This window comes from Streptomyces sp. NPDC054783, assembly GCF_053611725.1.
Genome location: NZ_JBSHAY010000014.1, coordinates 201,524 through 218,369, shown reverse-complemented (window position 1 = coordinate 218,369; position 16,846 = coordinate 201,524). Strand labels below are relative to the sequence as shown.

At 70.0% G+C, this 16,846-nt stretch carries 13 protein-coding genes; 8 read left to right on the top strand and 5 right to left on the bottom strand.

Features of this window, described 5'->3' with window-relative positions; all coding sequences use genetic code 11:
* Positions 1-23: 23 nt before the first annotated feature.
* Entirely contained in the window at positions 24-359 is a 336-nt protein-coding gene (locus ACWGJ5_RS24920; protein ID WP_453311877.1) for an LPXTG cell wall anchor domain-containing protein, read from the bottom strand.
* Positions 360-468: 109 nt separating this feature from the next.
* Here ACWGJ5_RS24920 and ACWGJ5_RS24915 point away from each other — a divergent pair, with 109 nt between their 5' ends.
* The 5 genes from ACWGJ5_RS24915 (at position 469) to ACWGJ5_RS24895 (ending at position 8,190) form a co-directional block, all read left to right on the top strand.
* The gene (locus ACWGJ5_RS24915) at positions 469-813 is read left to right on the top strand and encodes a hypothetical protein (protein ID WP_453311876.1); all 345 of its coding nucleotides are present in this window, start codon (positions 469-471) and stop codon (positions 811-813) included.
* A 221-nt stretch (positions 814-1,034) separates the two neighbouring features.
* On the top strand, positions 1,035-2,282 hold the full coding sequence (locus ACWGJ5_RS24910) for a L,D-transpeptidase (RefSeq protein WP_453311875.1): 1,248 nt from the start codon (positions 1,035-1,037) through the stop codon (positions 2,280-2,282).
* A 176-nt stretch (positions 2,283-2,458) separates the two neighbouring features.
* Positions 2,459-3,910, top strand: a complete 1,452-nt coding sequence (locus ACWGJ5_RS24905) for an ABC transporter permease (protein ID WP_453311874.1) — start codon at positions 2,459-2,461, stop codon at positions 3,908-3,910.
* A gap of 57 nt (positions 3,911-3,967) precedes the next feature.
* Positions 3,968-4,651, top strand: coding sequence for an ABC transporter ATP-binding protein (locus ACWGJ5_RS24900; protein WP_453311873.1), 684 nt, complete (start codon positions 3,968-3,970; stop codon positions 4,649-4,651).
* Positions 4,652-4,929: 278 nt separating this feature from the next.
* Complete coding sequence (locus tag ACWGJ5_RS24895; protein WP_453311872.1) at positions 4,930-8,190, top strand: S8 family peptidase; 3,261 nt, start codon at positions 4,930-4,932, stop codon at positions 8,188-8,190.
* Between the two features lie 111 nt (positions 8,191-8,301).
* Here ACWGJ5_RS24895 and ACWGJ5_RS24890 read toward each other — a convergent pair whose 3' ends face one another.
* On the bottom strand, positions 8,302-9,195 hold the full coding sequence (locus tag ACWGJ5_RS24890) for a helix-turn-helix domain-containing protein (RefSeq protein WP_453311871.1): 894 nt from the start codon (positions 9,193-9,195) through the stop codon (positions 8,302-8,304).
* 169 nt (positions 9,196-9,364) lie between these two features.
* Between ACWGJ5_RS24890 and ACWGJ5_RS24885 the strand changes: the two genes are divergently transcribed.
* A complete protein-coding gene (locus ACWGJ5_RS24885) occupies positions 9,365-10,405 on the top strand; it encodes an NAD(P)-dependent alcohol dehydrogenase (RefSeq protein ID WP_453311870.1) in 1,041 nt (346 codons plus the stop codon).
* 235 nt (positions 10,406-10,640) lie between these two features.
* Here the strand turns inward: ACWGJ5_RS24885 and ACWGJ5_RS24880 are convergent, their stop codons facing one another.
* Both ACWGJ5_RS24880 and ACWGJ5_RS24875 read right to left on the bottom strand, forming a co-directional pair.
* On the bottom strand, positions 10,641-11,357 hold the full coding sequence (locus ACWGJ5_RS24880) for a hypothetical protein (RefSeq protein WP_453311869.1): 717 nt from the start codon (positions 11,355-11,357) through the stop codon (positions 10,641-10,643).
* Positions 11,358-11,412: 55 nt separating this feature from the next.
* Complete coding sequence (locus tag ACWGJ5_RS24875; RefSeq protein ID WP_453311868.1) at positions 11,413-12,213, bottom strand: amidohydrolase family protein; 801 nt, start codon at positions 12,211-12,213, stop codon at positions 11,413-11,415.
* Between the two features lie 57 nt (positions 12,214-12,270).
* Here ACWGJ5_RS24875 and ACWGJ5_RS24870 point away from each other — a divergent pair, with 57 nt between their 5' ends.
* Both ACWGJ5_RS24870 and ACWGJ5_RS24865 read left to right on the top strand, forming a co-directional pair.
* Positions 12,271-12,666: a MerR family transcriptional regulator gene (locus tag ACWGJ5_RS24870; protein ID WP_453311867.1), complete on the top strand. Its 396-nt coding sequence runs from the start codon at positions 12,271-12,273 to the stop codon at positions 12,664-12,666.
* Positions 12,667-12,882: 216 nt separating this feature from the next.
* Entirely contained in the window at positions 12,883-14,019 is a 1,137-nt protein-coding gene (locus ACWGJ5_RS24865; RefSeq protein ID WP_453311866.1) for an outer membrane protein assembly factor BamB family protein, read from the top strand.
* A gap of 178 nt (positions 14,020-14,197) precedes the next feature.
* On the opposite strand, the gene ACWGJ5_RS24860 is transcribed toward ACWGJ5_RS24865, so the two are convergent.
* Positions 14,198-16,633 carry a SpoIIE family protein phosphatase gene (locus ACWGJ5_RS24860; protein ID WP_453311865.1) on the bottom strand — a complete coding sequence of 812 codons (2,436 nt, stop codon included), beginning with the start codon at positions 16,631-16,633 and terminating at the stop codon, positions 14,198-14,200.
* Positions 16,634-16,846 lie beyond the last annotated feature (213 nt).

Here is a 16,846-nt window from a genome sequence, read left to right as displayed (position 1 = left end):
CGTCAAAGGACCGTCAAGGGAAATTAAAAGCCCATGCGTTCGCGGCGCACCGAATAGACCACGAAGCCGGCGCCCACGCCGAGGAAGAGGGTGCCGCCGACGACGTACGGCGTGGTGTCGATGCTTCCGGTGTCGGCGAGTTCGGTGTCGTCCGCCGCCTCCCGCGCGGTCTCGGCGGTCGCCTGCGACACCGCCCTGGCCTGCTGGGTCAGGTGCGCGGCGGAGGTTTCCGTACTCGCTCTCGCCGTCGAGTCCGCCGAGGAGCCCTGCGATGCGTTCGCGGACGGGACGAACCACAGCGCGCACAGCAGAGTGCCCGCGGCGGTGGCGGTCAGCAGCGGACGGCGAGCGGATGACACGGAATATCGATCCCCTTGTGACGCTGGCGAATTGGCCGTGGGCAGCGATGTTAGTGAAAGTGGCGGGTCACAGGAAAGTCACGGGAGGTTTCGGTCGTACGCTCACGCCATGAACGCTGAAGACACATCACGTTTTGTACGGCTTCGGGTGGAGCTGGTCCTCGAGGTGCAGGACGAGGGCGAGGTCACCAAGGCCGCGCTGCGCCGGCTCGCCGCCGATCCGGAGCTGCCGGCGGCGGAGCGGACCCAGGCCGAGGGCGCTGTGACGGAAGACACCGCGGAGGCCCTGGCGTATCTCGTGGACCCCTTCGACCTGGTCAGCGAGGTGCCCGGGGTGGAGCTCCAGCAGGCGTCCTGGTCGAGTGAGCGGACCGACTACGACCCGGACTCGCCCGACTGGGACCTGGACGAGGAAGATGGGGCCGACGACGAAGAAGAGGACGGCATCGGCTGAGCGTCACGGGGCACTCCTGACCCCGGACGGCAACCGCCGTCCGGGGTTTCGTCGCCTCAGGGGACGCACGGACCGACTCCCGCACCACCCGCGCACCGCCGACGTGGTGTGCCCCACAGATCCACTGGATGTGGAACGGGACGGCACGGCCGTAGCGTTGAAGGTTCCTGCGGGGGACTCTCGGGATTTCTGGCGACTCGGCAACGATGGAGAAGCGTGTGATGACGGACAGTAAGCGGCGCAAGGGCCTGATGGCCGCGTCCGCACTGCTCGGCGGTGTCCTGGCCCTCACCGGCTGTTCCGGCGGCGGCAAGGCCAAGTCGTCCGACAAGGGCGGGTCCTCCCAGGCCCAGGCCGACGCGGCGGCGGCGAAGAAGTCCTCTCAGGCGCAGATCACGATCACGCCGAAGGACGGCTCGAACAACGCGTCGATCAACAACTCCGCCACCGTCACCGTCAGCAAGGGCACCCTCACCGGCGTCACCATGACCACCGAGGACGGCAAGGCCGTCGCCGGTCAGCTCTCCGCCGACAGGACGAGCTGGAAGCCCACCGTCCAGCTGCAGCGCTCCACCACCTACAAGGTCGCCGCGGAGGCCAAGGACGCCCAGGGCCGCATAGCCAACGAGAACGCGTCCTTCACCACCGTCTCCCCGGCCAACAGCTTCATCGGCACCTTCACCCCGGACGACGGCGCCACGGTCGGCGTCGGCATGCCGGTCTCGATCAACTTCGACAAGGCGATCACCAACAAGTCGGCCGTGCAGAAGGGCGTCACGGTCACCTCCAGCAGCGGCCAGGAGGTCGCCTGCCACTGGTTCAACGCCAACCGCATGGACTGCCGCCCGGAGCAGTACTGGAAGGCAGGCTCCACCGTCACCCTGAAGCTCGCCCTCGACGGCGTCCAGGGCGCGCCCGGCGTCACCGGCGTCCAGCAGAAGACGGTCACCTTCCACATCGGCCGCAACCAGGTCTCCTACGTCGACGCGAAGACCAAGCAGATGAAGATCACGCAGGACGGCAAGGTCGTCAAGACCATCCCGATCTCCGCCGGCGCCCCCGACCACACCACCTACCAGGGCCAGATGGTGATCTCGGAGAAGTTCAAGCAGACCCGCATGAACGGCGCGACGGTCGGCTTCAAGGACTCCGACGGCAAGGGCGAGTACGACATCAAGGACGTGCCTCACGCCATGCGCCTGACCACCTCCGGCACCTTCATCCACGGCAACTACTGGGGCGCGCCGTCCGTCTTCGGCAACGTCAACACCAGCCACGGCTGCGTCGGCCTGCAGGACGTCAAGGGCGCCGGTGACGCGAACACCCCGGCCGCCTGGTTCTACGGCCACTCCCTGATCGGTGACGTGGTCGTCGTCCAGAACACCGGCGACAGGACGGTCTCCCCGGACAACGGCCTCAACGGCTGGAACATGGACTGGGCCCAGTGGAAGGCCGGTTCCGCCGTCTGACGGTTCCGCCGTCCGACGGTTCGCCGGTCCGACGACCCGTTGCACAGCTCCCGGTGCCGCCCTTCGAGGGCGGCACCGGCGTTTTGGGGCCGGCTGTGGGTCCGGACACAGCCTTCTCATGCATCTCTTATGCCGGCCTTAGGGTGCAGTCACGGTCCGCCCCTAGCTTGCGGGCCATGTTCTTCACCTACCTGAGGCGCGAACTGCGCCGCCGCAGAAAGGCGGCCCTCGTCGTCGCCTCCGGCCTCGCGCTGGGCATCGCGCTGGTCATCGTGGTCAACTCCGTGTCCAGCGGCATGGGGAAGGCCCAGGACAAGGTCCTGCAGTCGCTTTACGGCCTGGGTACGGACATGACCGTCACCAAGGCGGCCACTCCGACCGCGGACAGCTCCGGGCAGCCCCGCTTCCGCTTCGACGCCCGGAACAACGACGACAAGTCCTCCCAGAGCAGCGACCGGGTCCGGGTGCAGGGCTTCACCACCCTGGCCTCCACCACCGTCGACAAGGTGGCGGGCCAGAAGGGCGTCTCGCAGGCCGTCGGCGGGCTCAGCCTCAACGTCTTCCGGGTCGACGGCTCCTTCACCCGCGGCCAGTTCCAGCAGAGCGGCGGCGGTGGTGGCTTCCAGCGCGGCGGCGAGGGCGGGCAGCCGCAGGGCGAGGTCAAGGGCGGCGGCGCCGACTTCGATATCAACCAGTACACGGTCTACGGCACCGACGTCACCCACATCGGGCTCGGCCCGCTGACCTCCTCGAAGATCACCGGCGGCCGTAGCTTCAAGTCCACCGAGACCGACGCCAAGGTGGCCGTGGCGGACTCGGCGTACGCGAAGACGAAGAAGTACAAGGTCGGCTCCACCGTCACCATCAGCGGCACCAAGTTCACGGTCATCGGCATCGCCACCGCGAACAGCGGCGACTCGGCGGCCGACCTGTACATCCCGCTGAAGCAGGCGCAGACCCTCGCCGACGAGAAGGACAAGGTCACCACGATCTACGTCAAGGCGACCGACTCGCAGAAGATCGACTCGGTCAAGAGCGCCATCCAGCAGAACGTCTCCGGTACGACGGTCACCACCTCCTCCGACCTCGCCAAGACGGTCTCGGGCTCGCTCTCCACCGCCTCCTCCCTCGCCACCAAGGTCGGCACGTGGCTGTCCATCGCGGTGCTGGTGGCTGCGTTCCTGGTCGCGGGCCTGCTGACGTCCTCCGCGGTCTCCCGCCGCGTCCGCGAGTTCGGCACGCTGAAGGCGCTCGGCTGGAAGTCGGGCCGGGTGACCCGGCAGGTGGTCGGCGAGGCCGTCGTCAACGGCCTGGTCGGCGGGGCCCTCGGCATCGCTCTGGGCCTCGCGGGCGCGTACGCGGTCACGGCCGTCAGCCCGACGTTGCAGGCCCAGTTGGGCGGCGCCGGCGGCGGCGGCTTCGGCGGCGGGCCCGGTGGCGGCGGTTTCGGGGGCCCCGGCCGCCAGGCGGCGAAGTCCCTGGAGGTCGCCCTGACGGCCCCGGTCAGCGTCACGACGATCGCGCTGGCGGTGGCCCTGGCGGTGACCGGTGGCCTCATCGCCGGTGCCTTCGGCGGCTGGCGCGCGTCCAGGCTCCGCCCGGCGGATGCGCTGCGTCGAGTCGAGTAGCCGAGGCCGACCGCGCAGCGCCCCCGAAGGCCCCCCGAACCCTCCCCAGGAGCCACCATGTACGAACTGACCAACGTGACCAAGCGCTATGCAAGGGGCAAAGACACCATCCACGCCCTCGACGGAGTCGACCTCACCATCCCCGACGGCGACCGGCTCGTCATCCAAGGCCCCACCGGTGGCGGAAAATCCACCCTCCTGCAGATGCTCGGCGCCCTCGACCGCCCCACCTCCGGCGAAGTCGTCCTGGACGGCATCGACCTGGCCAAGCTCAGTGAAGCCCGGCTGACAAGGGTCCGCAGCGAGAACATCGGCTTCGTCTTCCAGTCCTTCAACCTCATCCCCACCCTCACCGCCCAGGAGAACGTCGAGACGGCCCTCGTCCCGCTCGGCATCAAGGTCAAGGAACGCCGCGAACTCGCCGCCGACGCACTGAAGTCCGTCGGCCTCGGCGAACGTCTCTCCCACCTCCCCGGTGAGATGTCCGGAGGACAGCAGCAGCGCGTCGCCATCGCCCGTGCCGTGGTCAAGAAGCCCAAGGTGCTGCTCGCCGACGAACCGACCGGCAACCTCGACGAGGGCATGCGCGACGAGATCATGGACGTGCTCGAACGCCTGTGGAAGGAGCACGGGTTGACCTTCATCATGGTCACCCACGACTCCGCGATCGCGAAGAAGGCCCCACGGCTGGCCACCATCCGCAAGGGAAAGATCACGGTAAGGGAGAACGCCGGCGCCTGACGGTTTGTAACAGCGCTCCGCCCGCGGCGTAACAGTTTTCCGTCGCTCTTTCTTACCGTCCTCTCATCCATTGAGACGACTGATCACCCCCCGGCATACTGCGTGATCCGGGGGGTTCGACGTGCCAGCGACGTGTGCACGTACGAGGCCGCCTCCGGCCGGGCGAACGGGGAATTCGCCCGGCACTCCATCTCCAGGGGGAGAACTTGCGCAGACAAGTGAAAAGAGCTGCTGCGGCCAGTGTCGCCACGGCCGCAGCCGTCGCCCTCGCAGCGGGTATGACCAGCCCGGCGTCGGCGAAGCCCGCGGAGCGCGCGCCGACCGCCGCCTCCGCGCTCACCGCGAAGACCCACGTCACGCTCATCACCGGAGACCGCGTAGCCCTCGACGCCAAGGGCCGCATCGTCGGCCTGCAGCGGGCCAGGGGCCGCGAGCACATACCCGTCCAGGTCCGCAGGACCGAGGGCCACACCCTGGTCGTCCCGGTCGACGCGGCCCACCTGGTGGCCTCCGGCAAGCTGGACCAGCGCCTGTTCGACATCACCGAGTTGAACAAGGCGGCCACCCGCCGGGCCCAGAAGGACGGCCTGAAGGTCATCGTCGCCTACACCGGCTCCGCCCGGGCCGCGCAGGCCGCCAGGGCGGACGTCCGGGACGCGGGCCGTCTGCGGCGCAGCCTGAGCGCCCTCGACGCCGACGCCGTACAGGCGCCGGTCAAGAACACCGCCGGGCTGTGGCACGCCGTCACCCACGGGAACGACACCGCCTCCGGCATCGCGCACGTCTGGCTCGACGGTGTCCGCAAGGCCTCCCTCGACAAGTCCGTGCCGCAGATCGGCGCCCCGGTCGCCTGGAAGGCCGGCTACACCGGCAAGGGCGTGAAGGTCGCCGTCCTGGACACCGGTGTGGACACCCGGCACCCGGACCTCAAGAACCAGGTGATCGCGGCCAAGAACTTCTCCGGCGCCGCCGATGCCACCGACCACTACGGGCACGGCACCCACGTCGCCTCCATCGTGGCGGGCACCGGCGCTGCATTTCCCGCAGGGTCCGGCGGCAAGTACAAGGGGGTCGCCCCGGACGCCAAGATCCTCAACGGCAAGGTCCTCGACGACACCGGCTCCGGTGACGACTCCGGCATCCTCGCCGGCATGGAGTGGGCGGCCCAGCAGGGCGCCTCCGTCGTCAACCTCAGCCTCGGCGGCTACGACAGCCCCGGCATCGACCCGCTCGAGGCCGAGGTCGACAAACTGTCCGCCACCAAGGGCGTCCTGTTCGCGATCGCCGCCGGCAACGACGGCCCTCAGTCGATCAGTTCGCCGGGCAGCGCGGACGCCGCGCTCACCGTCGGCGCCGTCGACAAGAAGGACAAGCTCGCCGACTTCTCCTCCACCGGCCCGCGCCTCGGCGACTACGCCATCAAGCCCGACGTCACCGCGCCCGGCGTGGACATCACCGCCGCGGCGGCCAAGGGCAGCGTCGTCGACCAGGAGGTCGGCGAGAAGCCCGAGGGCTACCTGACCCTCTCCGGCACCTCCATGGCCACCCCGCACGTCGCGGGCGCCGCCGCGATCCTGAAGCAGGAGCACCCCGACTGGGGCTACGCCGAGCTGAAGGGCGCGCTCACCGGCTCCGCCAAGGGCGGCAACTACACGCCGTACCAGCAGGGTTCGGGCCGTATCGCGGTGGACAGGGCCATCGGCCAGTCCGTGATCGCCGATCCGGTCTCGGTGAACTTCGGGCTGCAGCAGTGGCCGCACACCGACGACAAGCCCGTCACCAAGAAGGTGACCTACCGCAACCTCGGCGACAAGGACGTCACGCTCACCCTGAGCAGCACCGCACTCGACCCCAAGGGCCACGCGGCCCCCTCGGGCTTCTTCCGGCTCGGTGCGACCAGGCTGACGGTCCCCGCGCACGGCAGGGCCTCCGTCGACCTCATGGCCGACACCAGGCTGGGCGGCACCCTCGACGGCGCCTACTCCGCCTACGTGACCGCGACCGGCGCCGGCCAGACGGTCCGCACGGCCGCCGCGGTGCAGCGCGAGGTGGAGTCGTACGACATCACGCTGAAGGTCATCGGCCGTGACGGCAAGCCGGCCAAGTTCTACAACGCCGGCCTCAGCGGTGTGACCGGACTGGCGAGCGGCACGGAGCTGAGCCCGTACGACCCCTCCGGCACGGTGAAGGTGCGCGCGCCCAAGGGCACGTACATCCTGAACTCCGCCGTCTTCGTGGACAAGGACGGCACCAAGGGCACCGACTGGATCGCCCAGCCGAAGCTGACCGTCTCCAAGAAGCAGACCGTCACGATCGACGCGCGCAGGGCCAGGCCGGTGGACATCACCGTCCCGGCCACGGGAGTGAAGTCGCAGTTCGCCGCGCCTGGGTACTCCCTGACGATCGGCGACGGCGAGTTCAGCTACAACTGGTTCCTGGACTCGTACAAGAACTTCCGCACCGCCCACCTGGGCCCGGGGCTGCCCGCCGGCCGGCTGTTCCAGCAGTGGGACGGCCACTGGACCAAGGGCGCGGGCGAGGAGTACGACGTCACGTTCGGCGGCCCGGTCAAGCAGCTCGCCACCGGCTACACCAAGCACTACAAGGCGAGTGAGCTGGCCACCGTCAAGGCCCGGCTCGGCGCCGCCGCGCGCGGCAAGACCGGCTCGATCAGCCCCATCGGCTGGCTGCCCGGCAGCTCCGGCGCCTCCTCCATCGACATCCCGCAGAAGCTGCCCGGCACCCGCACCCTGCACGTGTCCGCGGGCGGCGGCGTCCTGTGGGACCTGGACTTCAGCCAGTACGGCGGGCGCGACCAGGACGGCTTCCCGATCCGGGAGGCGAGTTACACGCTCGGTCAGTCCACCTTCAAGGCCGGCCACAGCTACACCAGGACGGTCAACACCGCGGTCTTCGGCCCGCACGTCGACAAGGACCTCGGGCTGTTCCGCAGCGGCAACGAGATCTACGGCTCGCTGCCCCTGTTCAGCGACTGCGGCAGGCACGCCGGGTACTCGGAGTTCACCTCGGTGAACACGACCCTGTACCGCGACGGCACCAAGGTCGGCTCCAACGCGGACCCGCTGTTCGGCACCGAGGCCTTCAAGGTCCCGGCCGGTGACGCCGCGTACAAGCTGACCACCTCGGTCAAGCGCTCGGCGAGCGTCGCCCCGGCCTCCTCGCGGATCGACGCGGCCTGGACCTTCCGCTCCAAGAACGTGTTCGGCACCGCGGTGAAGCTCCCGGCCTCCGTCCTGCACTACGGCGTCACGACCGGCCTGGACAGCCGGGTCCCGGCCGGCCGGACGGTCGGCTTCCCGGTCACCGTCGAGGGCTCGGCCGCGGGCGGGAACCTGAAGTCCCTCGCGGTGTACGTCTCCTACGACGGCAAGACCTTCACGAAGGTCGACGTCCGAGGCGGCAGGATCAGCGTGAAGAGCCCGGCGAAGGGCAAGTCCGTCTCGTTCCGCTCCGTGATCACCGACAAGCAGGGCAACACCTCGCAGATCACGGTCTACGACGCGTACTTCGGCAAGTGAGCCGTAGCGCCCGCTGAACGGGCGAGGGGCACCCGGAGCAAGGCTCCGGGTGCCCCTCGGTCTTCCGAAGGCGTCTTCCGAAGGCGTCGCACGAGGGCGTTGTGAGAAGGCCTACGCCGACGGCACCGCGCGGGTCGCGTCCGTGCCCCAGCTGGCCAGCAGGCGCAGGGAGTCGGCGGACGGGGAGCCCGGTTCGGCGTGGTAGGTGACCAGGGACTGGTCCGCGTCGCCCGTCAGGCGGAAGGACTCGAAGTTCAAGGCGAGGCCGCCGACCAGCGGGTGCTGCAGGTGCTTGACGCCATGACTCTTCTCCTTGACGTCGTGCGTCGCCCACAGACGGCGGAACTCCTCGCTCTTGACGGAGAGTTCACCGACGAGTGCCGACAGCCTCGGGTCGTCCGGGTGGCAGCCCGCGTCCATGCGCAGGGCGCAGACGATGTCGATCGCCTTCTGCTCCCAGTCGACGAACAGCTCACGGTAGTCCGGGCGCAGGAACACCAGACGGGCCCAGTTGCGCTCGGCCGCCGGCAGTTCCGCCCAGTCACCGAAGACCGCCTCCGCCATCCGGTTCCAGGCGAGGATCTCCGAGCGGCGCCCGACGACGTACGCCGGTACGCCGTCCATCGTGTCCAGCAGCTGCCGCAGCGTGACGCGGACCTGCTGCTGCCGCGCCGCCGGCTTCTTCTTGTGCCACGTCGGCTTGGCCAGATGCGTCAGATGCGCGTGCTCGGCGTCCGACAGCCTGAGCGCCCTGGCGATCGAGCCCAGGACCTCCGCCGAGACGTTCCGCCCGTTGCCCTGTTCCAGCCGGGTGTAGTACGCCACCGACACCCCGGCCAGCTGCGCCAGCTCCTCGCGGCGCAGCCCCGGCACCCGCCGGTGCCGGCCGAAATCGGGCAGCCCCACGTCCTCCGGCTTCAGCCGGGCCCGCCGGCTGCGCAGGAACTCGCTCAGCTCGGCACGCCGGTCCAGCGGCGGGGACGAGGGCAGGGGCTGGTTGTCCATACATCCAGTATTCATCGTCGTACGCACAGGAAACTGACCCCGACAGTGGTAGGCACGGCGGTCGTACGCAAAGGCGTGGTCTGGGTGGCCGGACCGGATCGCGGCAGGCTGGGGCCGTACCCGGTCGGAAGGCAACCGGGCACGGAACACCTGCTAGGAGAACCCCGGCATGACCACTGTTGCTGCGTACGCCGCGCCCGCCGCGAAGGCCCCGCTGGAGCGGACGACCATCGAGCGGCGCGAGGTCGGCGAGTTCGACGTCCTGATCGACATCAAGTTCGCCGGCATCTGCCACTCCGACATCCACCAGGCCCGTGAGGGCTGGGGCGAGGCCATCTTCCCGATGGTGCCCGGCCACGAGATCGCGGGCGTGGTCTCCGAGGTCGGCCCCGGTGTCACCAGGTTCGCCGTCGGCGACCGGGTGGGCGTCGGCTGCATGGTCGACTCCTGCCGTGAGTGCGAGAACTGTCTCAAGGGCCTGGAGCAGTTCTGCCTCAAGGGCATGGTCGGCACGTACAACGCCGTCGGCAAGGACGGCAAGCCCACCTACGGCGGCTACTCCGAGAAGGTCGTCGTCGACGAGAACTACGTCGTGCGCATCCCCGACGGCCTGTCGCTGGACGTGGCCGCCCCGCTGCTCTGCGCCGGCATCACCACCTACTCGCCGCTCAAGCACTGGAACGCGGGCCCCGGCAAGAAGGTCGCCGTGGTCGGACTGGGCGGCCTGGGCCACATGGCCGTCAAGATCGCGCACGCGATGGGCGCCGAGGTGACCGTCCTCTCGCAGTCCCTGCGCAAGAAGGACGACGGTCTGAAGCTGGGCGCCGACCACTACTACGCCACCGGCGACCCGAAGACCTTCGAGCAGCTGGCCGGCACCTTCGACCTGATCGTCTCCACCGTCTCGGCACCGATGGACTTCGGCGCGTTGCTGTCGCTGCTGAAGGTGGACGGCGCGCTGGTCAACGTGGGTGCGCCCGAGGAGCCCATCGCCCTGAACCTGTTCTCGGTGATCGGCGGCCGCAAGACCCTCGCCGGGTCGATGATCGGCGGCATCGCCGAGACCCAGGAGATGCTCGACTTCTGCGCCGCGCACGGACTGGGCGCCGAGATCGAGCTGATCGGCGCCGGGGAGATCAACGAGGCGTACGAGCGGGTGCTGGCGAGCGACGTCCGCTACCGCTTCGTGATCGACACGACGACGATCTGACCGGTCCGGTCCGGTCCGGTCCGGTCCGATCCGGTCGGGGGCGGGGGCCGGCGCGACACCGACGGAACGGGGTGTCGCCGTGGGCCGGGTGTGACCTTTGGGGCAGTGTCGCCATTGGGTTTATTGTGGCGATTGGGCCTGGTGTGGCGACTGCGCCGCGCATCGCCGTCGGGACGGCTGGTCTTGATCCGGCCGGCCGTTGGGGCGGCTGTCCGTCGGGTAAGCGAATCCGGCCCTAGCCGATCGAGAAGGATTCCCCCGCGCGGTAGGCCCGCACGAGCACACCCCCGTCCCCGCCCGGCCGTACGACATGGGCGCGCCCCAGCCCGGCCACCCGGACCTCGCCGCCCACCACGTGGAGCAGGGTGCTCTCGTCCAATGCGACCCCGTACGGCGCCGCGCCCCGCCCGACCACCGCGACCAGCCGCGCGAGCGTGCCCCACTGGGCGGCGTGGACGTCGACCGCGAACGGCACCAGCCCGAGCCCCGCCCGCACCTCGACCTCCGCGAGGTCCTCCCCGGTCTCCTCCGGACACACCGGCACCCCGTCCACCAGCCACCCGCCGACCACGGACCGCCGCGCGGCGACGGCGGCACCGGCGGAGAACCCGGCGTAAGGCATCCGCCGTCCGGCGAGCAGCGCCGGCAGCCGCTCCAGACACCCCTCGAGTGCCTCCTGGTACGCGGGCGTCAGCCCACCGCACACCAGCAGCCCGTCGACCCCGTCCAGCGCCGCCTCCGGCTCGAAGCGGCCACCGAGCGGCACGAGCAAGGGCACGGGCGTGGCCGGGCCCGCCTTCCCCAGCACTTCGGCATACCGCTCGAACTGGGCCGCCCCGTCCCCCTCGTCGACGATCAGACACCCGATGCGCCGGTCTCCCCCGACCGTACGGACGAACGGCTCGTACACCTCGGCCGTGTCCCACCCACCACCGATCAGAAATGTGCTCACCGGAAGGAATGTACGGGGCAGGCCCCGCCCCCGTCGCCGGAATTACCCGGCCTGCTTACCCGGCCTGCGCCACGAGCCCGAGCAGTTCGGCCGCGTTCCCGCCGAGGACGCGCTCCCGGACCTCCACGGAGTCCGTCGCCCGCTCCACCGTCACGCGGGCCACGACCGGGTCCCCGTAGGGCGCGTCGGAGCCGAAGAGGGTGCGCTCGGGAAGTTCGCGGACGGCGAGCCGTACGGCGATGACCAGGAACGCGGTGGACAGTTCCAGGTACATGCCCGGCGTGTCCCGGACCAGCTCGACGGCCTCCATCCAGTGCAGACCGCCGAGCTGGCTGATGACGAGGGGGACGCGCGGGTGGCGGCGGGAGAGGGCGGCGAGCGTGCGCAGGTCCTCGGCGGTGGTGGGGGCGAACCCGTGCACGGCGACCGGCAGCCCGCCGTGGTCGGCGGCGGCCCGCAGCACCGGTTCCAGCCGGCCCGCCCGCCCCGGAGCGGGCGTCAGCTCACCGATGCCGCACAGCCCCCGCCCCACCACGTCCTCGGCTACGGCCCGTTCCACTTCCGCGTCCGGCAACTCCAGGGGTACGGATCCGAATCCGACGAACCGCTCCGGATGGTCCGCGACCGCCGCGCTCACCTCGTCCAGGGCACCCGCGAAGGCCTCCCGTGACCCGGCCGTCCCGCCGAGCGCGCTGTCGAGCACCGCGAACTCACGGCGAAGACCGGCCAGATCGGTGGCGCGCTCGGGGTGGGGGCGCGTGGGGAACAGGACGGCCTTGTCGACGCCGGCGGCATCGAGGGCGCCCAGGTGAAGACGGACCGGGTCGTGCACGTGGCCGTGCGCATCGATGATCATCGCTCTCCTCGGGGTCGCGGAATAGTGATCGCCGGGGGAGGGTCGCAGCCTGACACGGTGACAAGGTCAAGCGGCGGGCGGTACGAGAAGGGGGCGGCGGGGATGCTGATCGGCGTACTCTCCGCCCGCACCGGCACCAGCCCCCGCCTCCTGCGTCACTACGAACACACCGGCCTGCTGATCCCGCACCGCCGCGCCAACGGCTACCGCGAGTACACGGAGGCGGACATCCCCCGGGTCCGCCGCATCCGCACCCTCCTCGCGGCGGGCCTGCCCACCCGGGTGGTGGCCGCTCTGCTGCCCTGCACGGCCGACAACACCACACCCGGCCCGACCCTCGCCCCTGCCCCGGCATCCCGGAAACCCTGCGCCGCCGCTTGGCCGAACTCGACGACAGGGCCGCACGCTTGGAGGCCGAGCGAGCCGAACTGCGGCGACTCATCGCAGAGTTGACCTGAGTCACGCGGGCGGGCCGCACCGGCGCTGCATGGTCTCGGCGGACAGTCCGGCGACTGTGTTGGCTAAGCTGCGGGATCCATGGTCTCTCCCCCGGGCGGGCCGGTGAGCGCCGGGTCTGCCAAAGCAGCACCTTCACGGCGTCGGTTCCTGGCCGTCGCAGCCACGGCCGGGGCGGTGGGCCTTGCAGGTGCCGGGGCTGCCATCGCGCTGATGCCCGGCGACAAGCCGGGGCCGAAGCCCTCCCCGACAGACACCGGCACACCGACTCCGCGGCGTACCCAATGGCCGGGTGGTGTGGCACCGGCCCTGTGGGCATACACCGGCGGCGACCCGAAGAACTCGCTCGTGACTGTGTCGGGAAGCACGGTGATCCTGCCGCAGGGCCAGCCGGTCGGCCTTGCCGTGGCCACGGGCCTGCCCAAGTGGTCGGGGTCAGGCACCTTCGGCCGGCCGACGGGGCTGATCCCCATGTTCGTGAACGGGAGCGCCTTCGTCGCCCTGGACCAGAAGGCACACGTCATGCAGGTGGATCCGGCCACCGGCAAGCCGACGTGGCAGTGGTCCCTGCCTTCGAACCTGGTCGGCATCTCGGCGTTCGTCGCCGCCGACGACAAGGCCATCTACGCCTTCGGCTCGGGCAGTCCCACCGCCGACGGTCCCGATCCGGGGCCGGGCAAGCGCCGTACGGTGCTGCTGAGCATCGACATCCGTACGAAGCGCGAGCGCTGGCGCATGGCGCTCGACGGAAGGAAGCCTGTCACGGTTTCCCTGGGTGCCGTGTCGGGCAGCTACCTGGTCTATACGGACGACGCCACCAACGCATTGAACGTCCGTGACACCGCCGACGGCAGATTGGCCTGGTCCGCGAATTTTCCCGATTCGGGCAACGACACTCTTCCGGCAGTGGACAACGGCACCGTTTTCGTGGCCGACCGGCACATCGTCGCTCGCGATCTGGCTACGAGCGCAAAGAAGTGGATGGCACTCAGCCACAGCTCGGCAGGGTTCTTCAGCGCCCCGCGGGTCAAGGACGGCGTGTTGTACATCGGCGACAGCGACCGAGGCGTACACGCTCTCGACGCCTCCGACGGCCGGCACATCTGGTCCAAGAGCATCGACGGAGGTGCCAACGGCAACGACCTGGTGGTGACCGACACCGCCGTGTACGTCGCCAGCGGCGACCAGAGCAGTGGCGTTTACGCCCTTGACCGCCGTACGGGGAAACAGGTCTGGAACTTTCGTACCAGCCAGATCTCGACGACGAAAGGCATATGGGAACTGGCCGACGGAGGCGATTACATCGTCGCCTGCACTGCGGGGAACGTCTTCGCGCTACCCCCGGTGTGACCTCGCACGAGAATCTCCGGAACGCGACTGTCATGGAGGCCTTTCGGCAGCCGAGGCTCAGCCGTCCGCCCTGATCACACGGATCGGGCAGGACACCCCTGTCCCGGAGAGCCTGTGCTGCCGTGTGACCCGCCGCTGATCGGCTCTTCGCCGTTGATTGCGGTTGTGGGGCCGCGTGTCATGCGGGCGGCAGGGGCTGCTCCGTCCAGACGGTCTTGCCGTCGTGGGTGTAGCGGGTGCCCCACCGCTCTGTGAGCTGCGCGACCAGGAAGAGCCCGCGTCCGCCCTCGTCCGTGCTGAGGGCCCGTCGCAGGTGGGGGGAAGTGTGGCTGGTGTCGGACACCTCGCAGATCAGGCTGTGCGTACGGATGAGGCGCAGGGTGACGGGGCCGGCCGCGTAGCGGTAGGTGTTCGTGACGAGCTCGCTGGCGACCAGCTCGGTGGTGAAGGCCAGTTCGGTCAGCCCCCATTCGTCGAGTTTCGCCGTGGTCAGCTCCCTGGCGCGGGCGGCTGAGGTCGCGTCCAGCGGCAGCTGCCACGAGGCGACGTTCTCCGGCCGCAGCACGCGGGTACGGGCGATGAGCAGCGCGACGTCGTCGGTGGGGAGGTGGCCCTTGGGCAGCAGCGCTTCGACCACGGCGTGGCAGTCCTGGTCCAGAGGCTCCGTGGTGCCGGTGAGACATGCGCGCAGGTTCTCCAGCGCGGTGTACACGTCGCCGTTCCCCGCCTCCAGGAGGCCGTTGGTGTAGAGCGTGAGCAGGCTCCCCTCGGGGAGGTCCAGGTCGTACGTTTCGAAGGGCAGCCCGCCCAGGCCCAGTGGCGGACCCGCGGGCGGATCGAGCACGGTCACCTCGCCGTCCGGGGTGGACACGACCGGCGCCGGGTGACCGGCCCGTGCCAGGGAGCAGCGCTGGGAGACCGGATCGTAGACGGCGTAGAGGCAGGTGGCCCCGAGCACCTGCTCGATCGCCCACGGGTTGTCGTCGGCGTTCGCCTCCAGCTCGGCGGCCAGCAGACTGACCAGATCGTCCAGCCGCGCCACCACCTCGTCCGGTTCCAGGTCGAGGCTGGCCAGGGTGCGCACGGCGGCGCGCAGCCGACCCATCGAGGCCGCGGCGTGGATCCCGTGACCGACCACGTCTCCGACGACGAGGGCGACCCGGGCCCCCGACAACGGGATCACGTCGAACCAGTCACCCCCGAGACCCGGTTCACCGCTTGCTGGGAGGTATCTGCAGGCCACCTCCACGGCCGGCAGGTCGGACAGCGTGCTCGGCAGCAGACTGCGCTGAAGAGTCAGAGCGGTGTTCTGCTGCTGGGTGAAGCGGCGCGCGTTGTCGATACAGACGGCCGCACGCGAGGAAAGCTCCTGAGCCACCGCCGCATCATCGTCCTCGAACGGCTCCGAATTGCGCGACCGCCACAGGCTCACCACGCCCAGTACCAGGCCGCGCGCGACCAGGGGCACCGCGATCAGCGAATGAACGCCGAGACCCAGGGCGAGCTCGATCCGCCGCCGGTCCATGGCGTACCACTCGGGGCGGAGGCACAGCCGCCCCTCGAGAATCGGGCGACGCTCGGCCAAGCACCGCGCCTGCGCGGATTCCGGCAGCAGCGGCACCACATCGCCCTCCCGGAACGGGACACGGTGTTCCGGTGGTGAGAGGGCGGTCCGGAGCAACGGACCCGCTGTACCGGAAACGGGTTCGTCACCCAGTGTCACGCACTTGAGGAGGTCCACCGAGCAGTGGTCGGCCAAGCCGCGGACGGCCACTTCGGCCAGTTCCCGAGCGGTCTGTGCCACGTCCAGTGAGGTTCCGATACGGGCGCTCGCCTCGTTCAGCAGCGCGAGTCTGCGTTGCGCCCGGTGGCGGTCGGTCACGTCCTCGATCGTCTCGGCCACGCCGAGAACCCGGCCGGAGGGGTCTTCCATCCGGAATGCCGAGACGGACACGATCCGTTCCCGGCCCGGATCGTGGCGTGCCCGGGCGGACTGCTCCGTGAAGATCAACGGCTCGCCGGTCTCCAAGACGTGCCGTACCCGTTCATCGGCCGGACCCGCGTCCTCGTCGATCATGAATTCACGGGGTCGGTGGCCCACCGGCGCCTCGGCCGGGACGCCGCTTGCCTTTTCGACCGCACGGTTGACCCTGATCACTCTCCTGTCCGGGTCGTAAGTGACCAGACCGATCGGGGACCGCCGGTACAGACCGTCCAGCAGCGCACGGTCCCGCTGCCAGGCAATGACCTCGGTGGCAGGAGCACCGACCAGGAGCCACTCCTGACCGCCCCCCTCGCGGGTGACCGCACGGACCCGGAAACCCATCTCCACGCGGCGTCCGTCGCGGTGCCGGACGGGCAGGACCCCGAACCATCCCCCCGCCTTCACGGCGTCCACGACGACGGACCGCGCGAGCGGGAGGTCACGGCTGTCGATCAGGAGGTCCTGCCACGCGCGTCCGATCACTTCCTTGGCCGGATAGCCGAGCAGTTCCTGTGCGCGTGCACCCCAGCCGACCACGGTGCCCTGATCGTCGAGCACGGCCGCGGCGCCACGCCCGATGGCGAAAGGATCCTCAGGACTCTCGCTGAAATGCATCGACGGCGTCCCCATAGCCACCACCTTGCCTCCGTGACTCCGATGTTCCTCCCGGTGGTCTCCGCCCGCGACTCTCCCGTTCCTCCCGGGCCCGGAGCTCCGGCAGGAATGCCATGGCCACGCTCGGCGCGTGTACCCCTTGGCGGCAGCCGGCTCCTGGGCGAGTGCGTACGATCACGAGCGCAGGTGGGCCAGTAGCGCGTCCTCGGCGGGTACGGCAGCTCTTTG